Origin of the sequence: Gilliamella sp. B3367 (assembly GCF_026536825.1) — a bacterium.
GTDB lineage: Bacteria > Pseudomonadota > Gammaproteobacteria > Enterobacterales > Orbaceae > Gilliamella > Gilliamella apicola_E.
Map to the genome: position 1 here is coordinate 445933 of NZ_JAFNNJ010000001.1, position 16639 is coordinate 462571.

The following is a 16639-nucleotide window of genomic DNA, read 5'->3' on the forward strand; positions in this document are numbered from 1 at the left end:
CCACCAAAAAAGTTGAGGAGTGGGGTTTTTGAAGTTTTAAATTTTACTTAAAAAATTATTAAAATATCAAAATCACTAAATTTCTAATTCAAAGCCTTAAAATAAAATTTTCGAGGATCAATCGCTCTAATTTTAAAGATTTGTAATGATGGTATACTTAATTAAAACAACAGATAATCAATTATAATTTAGATCCATTTTAGATCCTATTTACAAAAGTTAACGTAAATGAGCGAAAAAAAGTGTTGCATCGTGTTTTTCCAATCACTATACTTTTTACACGGTTTTAGCTAATAGGCTAAAATTTGACAGAAAAGTATAAAATTGTAAATTAATCAAAAAAATACTTGACAGGATAGTCTAAAATGCATTATAATTTTCAACAGCCAACAGCCAACAGCCAACCTGCCAAACCTATCTTTTAAATTCGTCTAAGTTCAGCTCCCAGCTTAAATTTTTCACTGAAACTTATTTTTCCACTCAATCAAGTGAAATTCTGCGAATTTTCGCGCGATCGCTTCCGCGATCCTGTTTTCGATCCTTTTTCCAATTATCCCGGCAGATTGTTTTTTTTGTGGCTTTTTTTCTTCCTTTTTCGGGTCACGCATTGACATCACAGACAACAGCAAATCAGATACAGGGTACTCCGCCTTATCTGACTTTCGACGGTGGTCGTACACGTGCGGTTGATGTTAACGGTCTGCTTGGGATTACACTATCTGATGGTACACAATATACGCCTTTAACCAATACTTCATCTGATTCAAGACCTATCGTCTTGCCGGTTGCGGGTCAGAGTTTTGCTGATATAAGTATGTTCGTTCCTACTGATACTAATTCAGTCGCTTTGAGTTCTCTTATCGGTCCACCTAATAATTATTGGGGAGATGATGATGGTGATTCTGGCGTTACTGCTACTGGTCGTTTAAGTTTATCTATCGTCGATAAAAGAGGTCAATCAGTATCACGTAATTCCGTGTTAACGACTTGTAATTCTCCTTATCGTGTTACATTATCCAATAATAACGGTACATTAGCTACTCGTTACGGAGTTCCTCGTAGTAGTAGTTTCAGTGCCAGTAGAGTGACTTATTATGTTAATCCTAAGGCTGCGCCGGTGGTTTGTTTTGCCAGACCTAATTTGAATTACGGTTCAAGTCGATATGCTGGTCCGTCTTCGATGTGGGACCCTGCTAATGGTTTTCTCACTCAAAAAACAGACCCATCTTTTTACGGTCAAAATTTTCCGACTACTGGTGCTAATCGTTTGCACTTTGATTTGCTCATCTCTGGTAGTGATCAACCATTGTCCTGGTCTCCAGTTTCTCAGGGTGGTATCACAGCTACGATGACCAATTCTACCGCTACAAGCGTTCACGTTACTTTAACCGGTCCTGCAGCTACCGGAGCTCAACTAAGTTCAGACAATCCTACCCCTCTTGATAAACCTACTTTACCGCAGACCTTCGAGTTAATTGGTCGAGATGGTAGTGGTAGTCCTGTTGTTAAATATGGTTTTACGTTAAAACAGTGGTTTGTCGTGCGTCATGACGGTGCAGCTAGATTCTATAACGGCTATTACAGAGCATCCTCTTGGTGTGGAGGGATTACTTATGGGATGCCTACGGTAGCAGATTTAACTAACGCATCTTGTAATAATTTTAGTCCTTGTATGGGGGCTGTTGGTGCTAATCCTCGTTCACCTAATAATTGGTATCAACGTCATATTGGTGCAGGATTTTTCACTGAGTGGGGAAACATGAGATACCCAGGCTTCAGCAATGATTTTGCCTGGACTCGAGACGCTCGTCTTATTAATAATAGTCTCGACTATTTTCCCGTGTTTATGGGAAATGGAAAAGTGGATACTCAGTCACACATCTATCATTACGCTGCGCTTTGCGTTGTTGGTCGAAGTCAGTAATCCTTTAAGCAGAGTAGGGTGAAAATAGAATTAAGTAATTAAGAGATAGCTGACTCAAGGGTCAACGGCACCTAGCCATAAAAAGCGATTTTGTGGCTTAGGGATGCTACCCGTTTATGAGGGTTTATGTTTATGCCTTTTACAGAAAAAAAGTTGAGGAGCGGGGTTTTTGAGGTTTTAAATGTCACTTAAAAAGTTTTAAATGATCCAAATCACTAAATTTCTAATCCAATGCCCTAAAATAAAATTTTTGAGGATCAATCGCTCTGATTTTAAAGATTTGTAATTGCGATATATTCAATTAAAACAATAGTTAACTAATTATAATTTAAAGCTATTTTAGATCTTATTTACAAAAGTTAACGTAATTGAATGAAAAAAAGTGTTGCATCGTGTTTTTCCAATCACTATACTTTTTACACGGTTTTAGCTACAAGGCTAAAATTTGACAGAAAATCATAAAATTGTAAATTAATCAAAAAATTACTTGACAGGATAGTCTAAAATGCATTATAATTTTCAACAGCCAACAGCCAACAGCCAACCTGCCAAACCTATCTTTTAAATTCGTCTAAATCTAGCACCCAGTTTAAATTTTTCACTGAAACTTATTTTTCCACTCAATCAAGTGAAATTCTGCGAATTTTCGCGCGATCGCTTCCGCGATCCTGTTTTCGATCCTTTTTCCAATTATCCCGGCAGATTGTTTTTTTTGTGGCTTTTTTTCTTCCTTTTTCGGGTCACGCATTGACATCACAGACAACAGCAAATCAGATACAGGGTACTCCGCCTTATCTGACTTTCGACGGTGGTCGTACACGTGCGGTTGATGTTAACGGTCTGCTTGGGATTACGCTATCTGATGGTACACATTATACGCCTTCTACCAATTTATCATCTACAACTCCAATCGTCTTGCCGGTTGAGGGTCAGAGTTTTGCTGATATAAGTATGTTCGTTCCTACTGATACAAATTCAGTCGATTTAAGTACACTTATCGGTCCTCCTAATAATTATTGGGGGGATGATGATGGTGATGCTGACGTTACTGCTACAGGTTCTTTAAGTTTATCTATCGTCGATAAAAACAATCAGTCTGTATCACGTAATTCAGTGCTAACAGTTTGTAATGCACCTTATAAGGTTACGTTATCTAGTTCTAACGGTACATTATCAACTCGTTACGGATTTCCTAATCGTAGTACTTTCCGTGAAAGTAGCGTGACTTATTACGTCAATCCTAAGGCTGGGCCGGTGGTTTGTTTTGCTCGGCCTAACTTAAAGTTTGGTAAGCTTGGTGATTATCCTAGTATCCCATCTTGGGATTTTGCTGGCCCAGCTTCAATGTGGGATCCTGCTAAGGGATTTCTCACTCAGTCAACAGACCCGTCACTTTACGGTAGAAACTTTCCTACAACTGGTGCTAACAAACTGTACTTTGATTTAGATATTAGTGGTAGTAGTCAGCCATTGTCTTGGTCTCCTGTTTCTCATGGAGGTATCACTGCTATTATGTCTAATTCTACTGCTACAAGCGTACGTGTTACTTTAACTGGTCCTTACACTACTTACTCCCAGCAAAGTTCATCCACTCCTAGTCGTCTTCCCACTATTTCTTTGCCTCAGACCTTCGAGTTGGTCGGTCGTGATAGTAATGGTACTCCTGTCGTCAGATATGGTTTTACTTTGAAGCAGTGGTTCGTCATCCGTGGTTCTGTGATGAGCGCTTATTCTAATGCATTATCTTGGTGTAGTCGTATTGGTGGTTATCGCCTTCCTAAGGTAAAGGATTTAACAAATTCAAATCGTAATAGTTTAGGTGCCACCCCTTCCTCACCTGGTAATCATTTTATGCGCCATATAGGTTCTGGTTTTTTCAGTGAGTGGAGTTATATGCGGGATTACTCCGCGGGCTTCTACTACGGTTGGTACTGGACTAGTGACCCTTATGATAGTAACCAGTTTTTCGTGATCACAGACCAAGGTTTCATGAATGATACCGAGAGCTACAACCCCTCCTACGTGCTTTGTGTCTATCCTTAGTTCTTATTCCTTCGTCCTTAATCCTTAGGCTGGTGGGTGATAAAAAATAGTGTTGAGTATTAAAAGTAAGCGGACTCAAGGAGTCAACGTCGTTTAGCAATAAAAAAAGCGATTTTGTGGCTTAGCGACGCTTCAATTACCCGCCTCGGCGGGTTTATTTTTGAGGTTTTTTATCGCAAAAAAAGTTGAGGAGCGGGGTTTTTGATGTTTCCAAACTTTATGTAAAAATCACATAATTACCAAAAACATTAAGTTTAAATACTAAAAATTCACTATAAAAAACACTTTTTCTAAAGAACTAAAAAGAAATCATAATTTTATATTAAACAATAGATAAGTATTTATTTTCTAGGGTTATAAATTAACGAATTTACAAAGATTAACAATAGTGATAGAAAAAAATATTGCATCGTGTTTTTACAGTCACTATACTTTTTTTACATCGCTTTAGATAAGTGATTAATATTTTAAATACAAAATAGTAAATTTAATCAAAAAGTTACTTGACAAGGTAGTCAAAATGCATTATAATTTTAAACAGCCAACAGCCAACAGCCAACTTGCCAAACCTATAATTTAAATTCGCCTAAGTTAAGCCCTAAACTTAATTTATTCACAAAAGCCTCTTTTTTCACGAAATGTATTAGAATTCTGCGAATTTTCGCGCGATCATTTTTTTGCTCCTTTTATCGATCCTTGCATCGTTCCAAATTATCCCAGCAGACTTTGCTAAGTGTGGTACTTTTACTTCCTATTTCTTTTTCTTGCCACTCATTAACATCTAAAACATCGAATATTATTCATGGTACCGCGCCGTATTTAACGCTTGACGGTGGTCGTACTCGTGTAGTTGATACCGATGGTCTGCTCGGGATATCTTTATCTAATGGTGCTAAGTACACACCTTCTACCAATAATTCATCAATATCCAACCCAATAGCGTTGCCAGTTGCTGGTCAGAGTTTTGCTGATATAGGCATGTTGGTTCCAGCCAATACTAATTCAATCGATTTAAGTTCTCTTATTGGTCCGCCATATAATTATTGGCAGGATGATGATGGAGATACTGACGTTTCAGCCACTGGCACGTTAAGTTTATCTATTGTGGATAAAAATAACCAAGCAGTATCACGTGATAGTGTGCTAACAATCTGTAACGCACCTTATCAAGTTAAATTATCCAGTACCAATGGCACATTAAGCACTCGTTATGGTGTTCCTGCTACTCGTTATTATAGTGCGAGTAATGTTGCTTATTATATTAATCCTAAAGCATCACCAGTTATTTGTTATGCTAGTTCAGATATGACATACGGTTCAGATAAATATGCCGGCCCTGCATCGATGTGGGATCCTACTAAGGGTTTTCTCACGCAATCAGCTACGCCATCATCTTATGGTTTAAACTTTCCGACTACTGGTGCTCATGGCTTGTACTTTGATTTAGATATTGGTGGTAGTAATCAAGCATTGTCTTGGGCGCCGGTTTCTCATGGGGGTATAACCGCTACTATGACTCATTCATCAAGTACAAGCGTACGTGTCACACTAACAGGTCCTGTTGCTACCGAATCCCAATGGCGCTCTAGCAACCCTGGTTATATACCAAAACCCTCTTTACCACAGACATTCGAGTTAATCGGTCGTGACAGTAGTGGTAATGTAGCAGTTAAATATGGATTTGAGTTAAAACAGTGGTTTGTCAACCGCGGAGATGTACGTGATAGTTATTCTAATACATCAGCTTGGTGTACAAATATAGGTTATCGTCTTTCTAGGGTTAGCGATTTAACTAATGCAGTTCGTTCAGATGTGGTAGTACCAGGTGCCACACCTGCATCATCTCGTAATAATTTTCAGCGTCGAATCGGTGCGGGATTTTTTACGGAATGGGGATCTATGACCATTTTCTCAGGAGTAGGCTTTAACTACGATTATTGGTACTGGACGAGTGACAAAAATGGTGGCGATCAGTTTATTGTATACTCCTACCACGGTACGGTGAGTTGGCATAGCAATCGTGACTATGGGCTTTGCGCCTCAGAACTTTGATAGTTATTTCTTGGTCCTTAATTCCTTAAATGCGGAACTGAGGACTAGAAAAAATAGTGTTTATTCACTATACAATTTTTAACATCTATAAACTTAAAAGTATCTTTGACGATTAGCCAATCATTGAAAACAACATATTGAAATTAATTAATAAAGCTAAAAACCATCTAAAGGTCGTTTTTTATTGTGGGAATATCATAAATTTCGTACTATTAGCTTAAATTATTTATAAGTTATTTATAGGGAAATATATGAAAAAAATAATATTAACCGTTTTTATTTTATTAGGACTAACGGCTTGTACGACTACCTCAGAATATAGAAAAAATTTAGATGTATGGAAAACGTACACATCTAACAAATCTGTTGAAAATGTTTCTGAATGCATTCTTGTTGAGTGGCAAAAAGAAAGGTTAGGGTGGGCGTATGCGACTCTTCAAAAAACAGGTATTTATCATACTGTCTATACTGGTGAATTTATCGATGTTAGTGACACTTTTAAAGATAATGGAATTACTCGAGTGAATTTTTATTCTTATCGTGGTGACATGGATTTATGGAAAGGGAAGCAAAAACGAACTGAAGCTATTGAGAGATGCTTATAGCTATAGTTAAAAATCTTTATCAAAGTGCATGGAATAATTGTATTGATAAGCTTATTTTGTCTACATATTCGGCGGAGTTGAACGGGACGTCTCTGAGGAAATGCTTATCAATAATTAGCCAGATTCAGAATCTAGCGATAAAGCATTTTAGTGTAGACGAAGCTTAAACCATCCGTCTTAATTGAGGTGTTTTTGAGGCGTTTCAAAAAAAGTTGAGGAGCGGGGTTTTTGGGGTTTTAAATGTCACTTAAAAAATTATTAAAATATCAAAATCACTAAATTTTTAATTCTAAGTCCTAAAATAAAATTTTTCAGGATCAATCGCTCTAATTTTAAAGATTTGTAATTACAATATATATAATTAAAACAAAAATTAAGTAAGCATAAGCTAGATCCTTTTTAGATCTTATTTACAAAAGTTAACGTAAATGAGCGAAAAAAAGTGTTGCATCGTGTTTTTCCAATCACTATACTTTTTACACGGTTTTAGCTACAAGGCTAAAATTTGACAGAAAAGTATAAAATTTTAAATTAATCAAAAAATTACTTGACAAGGTAGTCTAAAATGCATTATAATTTTCAACAGGCAACAGGCAACAGGCAACCTGGCCAACCTATCTTTTAGATTCGTCTAAGTTCAACTCCCAACTTAAATTTTTCACTGAAACTTATTTTTCCACGCAATCAAGTGAAATTCTGCGAGTTTTCGCGCGATCGCTTCCGCGATCCTCTTCTCGATCTTTTTTCCGATCGTTTTCCGGATCCTCTTTCAGATCCTGTTTTCGATCCTTTTCCGAATTATCCCGGCAGATTGTTTTTTTCGTGGTCTTTTTCCTTCCTTTTTCGGGTCACGCATTGACATCACAGACAACTAGGAATGTGATACAGGGTAGTGCACCTTATCTGACTTTCGACGGTGGTCGTACTCGTGCGGTTGATACTAACGGTCTGCTTGGGATTACTCTATCTGACGGAACTAGGTACACGCCTTCAACCAATACTTCATCTTCTTCAAGACCTATCACCTTGCCGGTTGCTGGTCAGAGTTTTGCTGATATTCGTATGTTCGTCCCAACTAATACAAATTCAGTCGATTTAAGTGCTCTTATCGGTCCTCCTAATAATTATTGGGGAGATGATGATGGTGATGCTGACGTTACTGCTACTGGTTCTTTAAGTTTATCTATCGTCGATAAAAACAATCAACCAGTGTCACGTGATACAATGTTAACGACGTGTACTGATTCTGCACCTTATAAGGTTACGTTATCCAGTTCTGACGGTATATTATCTACACGTTACGGATTTCCTAATCGTAGTACTTTCCGTGAAAGTAGCGTGACTTATTACGTCAATCCTAAGCCTGGTTCCTCAGTTTGTGTTAAATTTGCCAGACCTAACTTAAGGAATGGTACAGGTAATTATGCTGGCCCAGCTTCAATGTGGGACCCTGCTAATGGTTTTATCCCTCAGTCAACTGGCCCATCCTCTTACGGTAGAAACTTTCCTACAACTGGCGCTAATGGATTGTACTTTGATTTACTCATTAGTGGTAGTAGTCAGCCATTGTTTTGGTCTCCTGTTTCTCAGGGTGGTATCACAGTCACAATGTCTAATCCTACTGCTACAAGCGTTCGTGTTACTTTAACTGGTCCTTACGCTACTCCATCCCAGATTAGTTCAGCCAATCCTGGTCCTCTTTCCACTATTTCTTTGCCTCAGAACTTCGAGTTGGTCGGTCGTGATAGTAATGGTACTCCAGTCGTCAAATATGGTTTTACTTTGAAGCAGTGGTTCGTCAACCGTGGTGATAAGGAGGACACTTATCCTAATACCTTATCTTGGTGTAATAGTCTTGGTTATCGAATGCCTAGCGTAAAGGTTTTAACCAATGCATCTTGTCGTGGTACTAATTCAGGTTCTCACTGTCAGGGTTCAGTCGGCGCCACCCCTTCCTCGCGTAATAATTTTTACATGCGTCATATAGGTTCAGGTTTTTTCACTGAGTGGGGTAGTATGGAGGATTATTCAGGCGTTGGCTTCGTCAGCAGTTGGTACTGGACTAGTGACCCGTATGGTAGTGACCAGTTTGTCGTCTACTCAGACAACGGTTCTGTGAATTGGCTTTACACCTACAACTACAACTACGGGCTTTGTGCCTATCCTTAGTTCTTATTCCTTCGTCCTTAATCCTTAGGGCGGGGGTGGGGGTGATAAAAAATAGTGTTGAGTCATTAAAAGTAAGCTGACTCAAGGAGTCAACGTCTTTTAGCCATAAAAAAAAGCGATTTTGCGGCTAAGCGATGCTTCAATTACCCGCCTCGGCGGGTTTATTTTTGAGGTATTTTATCTCAAAAAAAATTGAGGAGTGGGGTTTTGGGGTTCTAAATTCTGTTTTAAACTGTGTCGTTTTTTAGTAGCTGTATTTTTGCATCAAAAAAAGTTGAGGAGCGGGGTTTTTGAAGCTTCAAATCACGAAATTATAAGTTTTATAGCTATTAGCAATAAAAAGATACCAAAGTATTTTATCAATTTATTTATCGATAATCGTTGTGCAATTTGTACACCCATTTTTGCCATGGGGATACTGGTGATCATAATGGATATTACTGCTGGTAGATAGACAAAGCCTAAACTATATTCTGGTAATTCTTCAATATTCCATCCTGCAATAATGTAGCCAATCGTTCCTCCAAGCGCTACCGGTAAGGTAAATGCCGCAGAGGTGCCAATCGCTTTACGTATATCTACCCCGCATTTTTTTAAGAAAGGAACCACCAATACCCCTCCACCGACACCAACTAGGGCAGCAAACACGCCAATTAGTCCACCAATAATGATATAAATCGTGTCATGAAATGATACAGCGTTTCGATTTTGGGCGACATTGGTGCTTTTGAGAATAAATTTACTTCCGGTGTAGATAAGAAAAACGATAAAAATCCATTTTAACCAAACACCGGGAATATAAGGTGTCATATACGATCCGCCCATCGTGCCAATCATGCATCCTAACACCATCTTTTTTAGAATCGACCATTGGATATTATGATTTTTATTCTGAACCCAACTTGATGATAAGCTGGTGCCAATAATGGTGGCAAGCGATGAGGCGACGGCGATGTGGTTTATCCATTCTCCACCATGATTAAAGTGATTAAGTACTATAATTAATGCAGGTACAATTAACGATCCACCACCCACGCCAAATATACCTGCTAGCAATCCCGCAAATGCGCCTATCATTAAGAAGATTATAAATTCGACAACCATTTCTTGTGCTTTTTTATCATTTTTTAAATTCAGGGAGATAATTATAACTGTTTTTTATAAGTGCGTAATAATTCTTGGTTTTGATACAAAATTCTTTATTGTTTTTGTATAATGCTTACTTTTCGTTGATTAAGGATTTTAGGTTAAATGCTGACCGATATTTTACGTGGTGCAATGATTTCGGCGAGTTTAATTATTGCTATTGGCGCGCAAAATTTGTTTGTGCTTAAGCAAGGATTGTTAAAAAATCATATCTTTTTTGTTGCTGCTATCTGTTTTTTTTGTGATTTCGCTTTGATGACTATTGGTATATGGGGCGTGGGGTCTTTTATTAGTCGTTATCCTATAATTACTAATTCATTAGCCATCTTTGGTGCATTGTTTTTGCTTTGGTATGGATTTAATGCATTTAAAAGCGCAGTGAGAGGTGATAGCAGTATGCAGGTTGATTCTGCCGAGCAACGAAAGAGTTCTTTAACAAAAGTGATTTTGTCGACAATTGCGGTGACTTTACTTAATCCTCATGTTTATTTGGATACAGTGGTAATTGTTGGTGGGATTGCCGGTACGTTTTCTACTGAGCAAAAATGGGCGTTTTTAATTGGCGCAGTTTGTGTGTCATTTATTTGGTTTTTTGGTATTGGGTATGGCGCTAGGTTGCTTACGCCTCTATTTAGACAAAAAAGAATGTGGGTCATATTGGATTCGGTTGTTGGGCTGGTGATGTTTTATATTGCTTATCGACTTATTGTTTATGTGATTTGTGGTCAATAATGTGACGCTTTTGGCGTTGCATTTTTTATTAATCTGTTCGTTTTCCTCATTTCTTACTCATTTTTTACGTGATATCCATCACAATTATCAGATTTCTTCTCTTATACGATATTTATTTTGGTGTTAATTTGTCAGTAATAATTTGATCCAAGCTTTTTTCGGCTGATTATTAACATTTTTAGTCAATTATTTTTGCCAAAAAACGCTCAATGGAATAAGGCGTTCAAAGTTGATTGTTTAGATAAGGAGTTTATATGACAAGTAAAATAGTTAAGTTGACGTTGTTGATTAGTGCAACGCTAGTCACTGGGCAAGCACTAGCGCTTAAACAAATAGGGCTTAAGAGTCATCAATTAAAAAATATTGTAGTTGATAATCTGAAATTTAAAGACTTTGATCGTGATGGTAAGTTATCACCTTTTGAAGATTGGCGCTTATCTCCCGAAGTTCGTGCACAAGATCTACTTGCCAAATTGTCGTTAGAAGAAAAAGCAGGCTTAATGATGCACGGTAATGCCAAAGCTTATGGTAGTGAGATTGGGCATGGTGATAAGTATAATCTAGATGAAATTAAACAGTTAGTGCTTACTGATAAGGTAAATAGTTTAATTACGCGTTTAGAAGTCAATCCTAAGGATTTTGCTAAGCAAAATAATCAATTACAAGAAATTGCTGAGTCTTCTCGATTGGGGATTCCTTTAACGATTAGCATCGATCCTAGAAATACCTTTTATTATGATGATAAAGTGACCAGTAAAAGCGGTTTTAGCCAATGGCCAGGAACTTTGGGGATGGCGGCGATTGGTAATGAGTTTGTGATTAATGAGTATGGTAATATCATTCGACAAGAGTACCGTTCATTGGGTGTCACTCAGGCATTATCACCCATGGCTGATCTGGGAACTGAACCAAGATGGTCTCGTTTTGAGGGGACATTCGGTGAAGATCCAATGCTGAGCAAAAGCATGGTTCGTGGTTATATCTCTGGTATGCAAAATGGTAAACTTGGTCTAAATTCACAAAGCGTGTCAGCCGTGGTTAAACATTGGGTTGGCTATGGTGCCGCCGAGAATGGTTTTGATAGTCACAGTTCTTATGGTAAATATGCACTTTATTCGAAAAAAGATAGTTTGGAAGAGCATATCATTCCATTTATAGGTGCTTTTGAGGTGAATGTGGCAGCGGTTATGCCGACATATTCGATTTTAAAAAATGCGGAAATTAATGGTCATAAAATCGAAGCAGTTGGTGCTGGCTTTAACCGTTATTTGTTGAAAGATTTGCTACGCGATACTTATAAATTTAAAGGGGTGATTATTAGTGATTGGAATATCACTAAAGATTGTAATGAAGTCTGTATTAATGGTAATCCGCCTGATGTTCCGTCTAAACCAGAAGGTATGCCTTGGGGCGTTGAAGATTTGACTGTCGAGCAACGGTTTATTAAAGCTATCGAAGCGGGGGTTCAACAATTTGGTGGCGTGAGTGATAGTTCTGTTATTGTGTCAGCAGTAAAAAATAATAAATTGGACGAAAAGGCAGTCGATAGTGCTGTGTTAGCGATTTTGACGCAAAAATTTGCTTTAGGACAATTTGAAAATCCTTATGTCGATCCAAACCAAGCTAGTCGTTTTGTTGGCAATAAAAATTTCCAAAAGATTGCTGATGAAGCACAATTTAATTCAATGGTTTTACTAGAAAATAATGATAAAGTTTTGCCATTGAAAGCGAAAAGTAAAGTCTTTTTATACGGTTTTGCCGATGACGCTAAAAATACCCTTAAAGGTAAAGTCACCATTGTCGATAAGTTAGAGCAAGCTGATGTAGTTGTGGCTAGGGTAAATGCACCTTTTGAGCAACCTCATAAGAACTACTTTTTTGGCGCAAGATATCATGAAGGTTCATTAGAATTTGCGGCGGATGATAAAGATATTAAATTTATCAATGAGGCGAGAAAATCACATCCCGTTGTAGTAACTGTTTATTTGGATCGCCCAGCCGTTTTAACACCTATTAAGCAAAGTGCTAATGCGATTGTAGCAAATTTTGGTGTTAAAGATGAGGTGCTATTTAAACGTTTATTTGATAGCAAACCTTATAATGCTAAATTGCCAATTGCATTACCAGATTCAATGGATAGTGTTATCAAACAATCTTCTGATTTACCAAACGATATGAAGGCGCTCTATCCGTTAGGTTATGGAGTAACCCGTTAGTCGCTCCTTTTTAATGTCGTTTTATTCTATGCTATTGCCTAAGGGCAATAGCTGTTTTGCGTTACATCATTTTCTCTATCGATTTTATCTTTAATTAAGAGTTCTCACTTATTTCTTTTATTTTTCTTTTGAAGGGACGCTTCAGCGAAATTTTTTGAGGTAAATAATAAATATATTGAATGATGCGTTTAATTAATGATGTTTTGACAAGAGAGAAAAAATGGTGGGTCGTGAGCGATTCGAACGCTCGACAAACGGATTAAAAGTCCGCTGCTCTACCGACTGAGCTAACAACCCATAAAATAAGTAGTAAGTGGTGGGTGATACCGGGTTCGAACCAGTGACCCCCTCCTTGTAAGGGAGGTGCTCTCCCAACTGAGCTAATCACCCCAATGTTTCTTTCGAAAACTTCACGGTAAGAATTGGTGGGTGATACCGGGTTCGAACCAGTGACCCCCTCCTTGTAAGGGAGGTGCTCTCCCAACTGAGCTAATCACCCTTACCGTGTGGATGTGCATTATAAGGCGTGTCTTATTTCAGTCAACCTTTTTTTTTACTTTTCCTAAAATTTAGCCCTGTTCGGTGTAATTTTAGTCATTTTTTGGATGATACTTCGCAAAAATGGATTTTGTAGGTTTGAATCTAGATAATTGTGATTAAGATTGGGCGATATTGTTTTTCAATCTATTTAGTATGATGGTTTTTAATAAAAGTCGCGTAGTAATTTATATCGAACCCACAAAACTGCACTATCAGTTAGTCGAATCAAGCGGTAAGGTGAATGAGGATTTTATCGTTTATCAAGATTTGGCTGATATCGATCAGTTTATGCATAATCTAAAACTACCAAGATTAACGTCAATTGAATTAAATTTAAGTGATGATTTTGTACAGTATCAAAAAACCACTTATCCCGATGTTAAACTGACGGTAAGCGAATTGACTAGTTATGTTGAAGCATCCCTATACAAACTTTTCCAACAATCTGGCAATCAGCTTTTTTTTGATTATGTATCCATTTCACCTAAAACTTTAATGATTGCTATTTGTGAGCGTAAAACGGTTAATGACTGGTTAGATTTGTTCCAAAAATATGGAGTAACATTTGTCGGTAGTCATTTTGAAAATAGTTCATTTAACTTTCTACCATGGCGAAAACAAAAGGCAAAACAGCACCAATTCAAGTTACTTCTTTTTGTTGTTAATTTTATCGGGGTGTTGACCTGTTATTTTTTTTATCTTTTGATGAACACACAGTCAGACATCGAACACTATTCTCAACAACTATCTGCTCAACAAGTGTTGCAACAAGAGTTGTTGGCTGAATCTTATATTCCTAATCCTTCACCAAGTCAAAAACAGATCCAACAGTCGCTACAAATGCTTTCTAACAAACTACCAGCAACGATTTGGTTAAATCTGTACGAATATGAGCCTGAAAAAATTAAAATTACCGGTCGTAGTGTCAATTATGTGGATATTATCAATTTTAATCAGCAACTTTCTGCAAATGTGACGAAAAGTCAGGTAAAAAATATTGAGAAAAGTCAGGATAGTTTGTTGTTTCAAATGGATATTGAGTTGAATGAATAACGACTTTCTAGAGAGGCCGATTTGGCAACAATACTTAGTTTGTATTTTATTACCGTTAACACTGTTTTTTATTGGTTATCAATTTTTTATTCAGGACTTAAAGCAACAAGCTGATCAGCAAATGGCGTTGTATCAAGAAAAGCAAGTTGAAATTGAAATGCTTCAAGCAAGAATTGAACGTTATCATGCTGCTAAAAATAGTTCGCTAACTTTGATAACCGAGCATGAACTTGCTAACGCTATTGATCGTCATCATTTGAAGTTGATGTCGTTCAAACTGGAACAAAATGATTCAGCAACTTATTGGGATGTTGAATTAAATGGGCAATTTTTTGATTTTATGAAATTTATTGGCGATTTTAACGAAAATTTCTACTATTTGAACTTTCAACAGTTATCAATCGGTAAGCAAGATAATTATTTGCGGATTAGATTTAGTTTGTTGTTTAAGAAGGGTATGCAATGAGTCGCTATTTATTTGTTTTTGCATTGATGATGTGTTGTTTCATAGTGAATGCTGATGGTCATCGCGATCCTTTTTTGCAAAAGATTGAGCTAGGTTGCCAAGAACAGACCGATCTTTTAAATATGCAGATTCAGGCTTGGCAGTTTAAAGGATCTATTCAACGCGTTAATTATCAGCAATTATGGCTTTCGTCAGATAATGATTGGTTAGCTATTACTGATAATAATGTTCCTCATGTTTTGTTTCCTTGGGAAATTGAAGCTGTGTTCAGCGATAAAATTTTATGGCAAGCAAGTTTACCTGAGTATTGTAACGATAAAGTGCTTTGGACAATGCCGTTAACTAAATAAGATGAGATCGATATTTGAGGTTGTAATTAATGAATCAAGCCAGCCAACTATTTAGTCAATTAGTTCGTCAATTAGCAAAGAATTTAAGGCAATTGACGATTTTGCTTATGCTTTTATCAATTCCATGTTTGGCTGAGCCTTCCATTTCAGCACAAAAAGAATCAAATGATCTTATTTCAATGAATTTTTATCAAACGGATGTCGCAATTATTTTGCAAGCGCTGGCTGATAATAAGCAGATGAATTTAGTGATGATAGATGATATATCAACTAAACAAACCATCAAACTTAAGAATGTTGATTGGCAAAAAGCTTTAAAGGTGGTGTTAAATTCAGCAAATTTACAGGCCGAAATTGAAGACAACATTTTGTTTGTTTCAAAATCTATTGAGCCGGAGGTGCTTGCGCAAAGAGAGTTATTAGAGCAGAAGGAACAGGAGTTAAATCAGCCGTTAACTTTGTTAACCATTCCGATTAAACATGGCGATCCTAATAATTTAGTAGAGACCATCCAGCAACAAGGATTATTATCTGAACGCGGAAAGGCGATAGTTGATAAGCGAACCAATTCAGTGCTTATTACTGATATGACCAAACAATTTGCGGATATTAAGAAGTTAGTTAAGGCTTTGGATCAACCCATTCCACAAGTCCATATCTCCGCTCATATTGTCACTATGAGTGATGAGAGTATGGAGGAGTTAGGGATTAAATGGGGATATTTGGGTAAATCTTCACAATTTTTTAATCAGCTGGATGTTGACCTTGGGGTTGTTAATCCTTCTTCTTCTGTGGGTTTTAATTTAGCTAAACTTTCTGGTAGTTTGTTGAATTTGGAACTTTCAGCATTAGAATCAGAAAATCAGTTAGAAATTATTGCTAGTCCGAATTTATTAACTGCAAATCAAAATATGGCATCGATTAAGCAGGGAACAGAGATTCCGTACGAAGTGTCAACGGGGGGGAATGGTTCGACATCCATTGAATTTAAACAAGCGGTATTAGGTTTAGAAGTTACGCCTAAAATTGTTGCTGATAAACAAATGATCTTGGATTTATATATCACACAAAATACTACGGGTCGTTCGATTAAGCGCCGTGATGGGGGAGAAGCTTTAGCCATTGAAACGCAAGAAATTAAAACTCAAGTGAAAGTTAAAGATGGTGAAACCGTGGTTTTGGGTGGAATTTTTCAGCAAGTTAATAGTAATGGGAAAAAGAAAGTACCTGGTCTTGCTCAAGTGCCAATTATTGGGAATGCCTTTAAATATAATGCTAAAAAAAATCAAAAAAGGGAATTAGTGATTTTTATTACTCCGCAATTAGTTGAGTAAATAGCGATG

General features: G+C 37.2%; 12 protein-coding genes and 3 tRNA genes. 11 read left to right on the forward strand and 4 right to left on the reverse strand.

Annotation, left to right across the window (positions count from 1 at the left end; all coding sequences use genetic code 11):
- Positions 1-574 precede the first annotated feature (574 nt).
- The 5 genes from J3U23_RS01980 to J3U23_RS02000 all read left to right on the forward strand — a co-directional run bounded on the left by J3U23_RS01980 (position 575) and on the right by J3U23_RS02000 (position 8793).
- The gene (locus tag J3U23_RS01980; RefSeq protein WP_267338286.1) at positions 575-1924 is read left to right on the forward strand and encodes a hypothetical protein; all 1350 of its coding nucleotides are present in this window, start codon (positions 575-577) and stop codon (positions 1922-1924) included.
- 714 nt (positions 1925-2638) lie between these two features.
- Positions 2639-3967, forward strand: coding sequence for a hypothetical protein (locus tag J3U23_RS01985; RefSeq protein WP_267338287.1), 1329 nt, complete (start codon positions 2639-2641; stop codon positions 3965-3967).
- 735 nt (positions 3968-4702) lie between these two features.
- Entirely contained in the window at positions 4703-6019 is a 1317-nt protein-coding gene (locus tag J3U23_RS01990; protein WP_267338288.1) for a hypothetical protein, read from the forward strand.
- Positions 6020-6270: 251 nt separating this feature from the next.
- Positions 6271-6624 carry a hypothetical protein gene (locus J3U23_RS01995; protein WP_267330156.1) on the forward strand — a complete coding sequence of 118 codons (354 nt, stop codon included), beginning with the start codon at positions 6271-6273 and terminating at the stop codon, positions 6622-6624.
- An 822-nt stretch (positions 6625-7446) separates the two neighbouring features.
- Positions 7447-8793, forward strand: coding sequence for a hypothetical protein (locus J3U23_RS02000; RefSeq protein WP_267338290.1), 1347 nt, complete (start codon positions 7447-7449; stop codon positions 8791-8793).
- Between the two features lie 303 nt (positions 8794-9096).
- Here J3U23_RS02000 and J3U23_RS02005 read toward each other — a convergent pair whose 3' ends face one another.
- The gene (locus tag J3U23_RS02005) at positions 9097-9897 is read right to left on the reverse strand and encodes a sulfite exporter TauE/SafE family protein (RefSeq protein ID WP_220224990.1); all 801 of its coding nucleotides are present in this window, start codon (positions 9895-9897) and stop codon (positions 9097-9099) included.
- A 150-nt stretch (positions 9898-10047) separates the two neighbouring features.
- Here J3U23_RS02005 and J3U23_RS02010 point away from each other — a divergent pair, with 150 nt between their 5' ends.
- Together J3U23_RS02010 and J3U23_RS02015 are read left to right on the forward strand one after the other, a co-directional pair.
- Positions 10048-10671, forward strand: a complete 624-nt coding sequence (locus J3U23_RS02010) for a LysE/ArgO family amino acid transporter (protein ID WP_141677480.1) — start codon at positions 10048-10050, stop codon at positions 10669-10671.
- A 254-nt stretch (positions 10672-10925) separates the two neighbouring features.
- A complete protein-coding gene (locus J3U23_RS02015; RefSeq protein WP_267337460.1) occupies positions 10926-12887 on the forward strand; it encodes a glycoside hydrolase family 3 protein in 1962 nt (653 codons plus the stop codon).
- A 221-nt stretch (positions 12888-13108) separates the two neighbouring features.
- Here the strand turns inward: J3U23_RS02015 and J3U23_RS02020 are convergent.
- From J3U23_RS02020 to J3U23_RS02030, 3 genes are all read right to left on the reverse strand, one after another.
- A tRNA-Lys gene (locus J3U23_RS02020) sits at positions 13109-13184 on the reverse strand.
- 17 nt (positions 13185-13201) lie between these two features.
- Positions 13202-13277 (reverse strand) — tRNA-Val (locus J3U23_RS02025).
- 33 nt (positions 13278-13310) lie between these two features.
- Positions 13311-13386 (reverse strand) — tRNA-Val (locus J3U23_RS02030).
- A 194-nt stretch (positions 13387-13580) separates the two neighbouring features.
- Between J3U23_RS02030 and J3U23_RS02035 the strand changes: the two genes are divergently transcribed.
- The 4 genes from J3U23_RS02035 to J3U23_RS02050 are packed head-to-tail and all read left to right on the forward strand — an operon-like array spanning position 13581 to position 16630.
- Entirely contained in the window at positions 13581-14480 is a 900-nt protein-coding gene (locus J3U23_RS02035; RefSeq protein WP_267330160.1) for a PilN domain-containing protein, read from the forward strand.
- Positions 14473-14946: a hypothetical protein gene (locus J3U23_RS02040; protein ID WP_267330161.1), complete on the forward strand. Its 474-nt coding sequence runs from the start codon at positions 14473-14475 to the stop codon at positions 14944-14946. The genes J3U23_RS02035 and J3U23_RS02040 overlap by 8 nt, the downstream gene beginning before the upstream one ends.
- Positions 14943-15296, forward strand: coding sequence for a hypothetical protein (locus J3U23_RS02045; RefSeq protein ID WP_267338291.1), 354 nt, complete (start codon positions 14943-14945; stop codon positions 15294-15296). The genes J3U23_RS02040 and J3U23_RS02045 overlap by 4 nt, the downstream gene beginning before the upstream one ends.
- 29 nt (positions 15297-15325) lie before the next feature.
- Positions 15326-16630: a secretin N-terminal domain-containing protein gene (locus J3U23_RS02050; RefSeq protein WP_267338292.1), complete on the forward strand. Its 1305-nt coding sequence runs from the start codon at positions 15326-15328 to the stop codon at positions 16628-16630.
- Positions 16631-16639: the final 9 nt, after the last annotated feature.

Excerpts from the sequence above, each read along its gene's own strand:
- J3U23_RS01995 (WP_267330156.1), top strand. The coding sequence starts at position 6,271 with ATGAAAAAAATAATATTAACCGTTTTTATTTTATTAGGACTAACGGCT.
- J3U23_RS02005 (WP_220224990.1), bottom strand. The coding sequence starts at position 9,897 with ATGGTTGTCGAATTTATAATCTTCTTAATGATAGGCGCATTTGCGGGA.
- J3U23_RS02015 (WP_267337460.1), top strand. The coding sequence starts at position 10,926 with ATGACAAGTAAAATAGTTAAGTTGACGTTGTTGATTAGTGCAACGCTA.
- J3U23_RS02035 (WP_267330160.1), top strand. The coding sequence starts at position 13,581 with ATGATGGTTTTTAATAAAAGTCGCGTAGTAATTTATATCGAACCCACA.
- J3U23_RS02040 (WP_267330161.1), top strand. The coding sequence starts at position 14,473 with ATGAATAACGACTTTCTAGAGAGGCCGATTTGGCAACAATACTTAGTT.
- J3U23_RS02045 (WP_267338291.1), top strand. The coding sequence starts at position 14,943 with ATGAGTCGCTATTTATTTGTTTTTGCATTGATGATGTGTTGTTTCATA.
- J3U23_RS02050 (WP_267338292.1), top strand. The coding sequence starts at position 15,326 with ATGAATCAAGCCAGCCAACTATTTAGTCAATTAGTTCGTCAATTAGCA.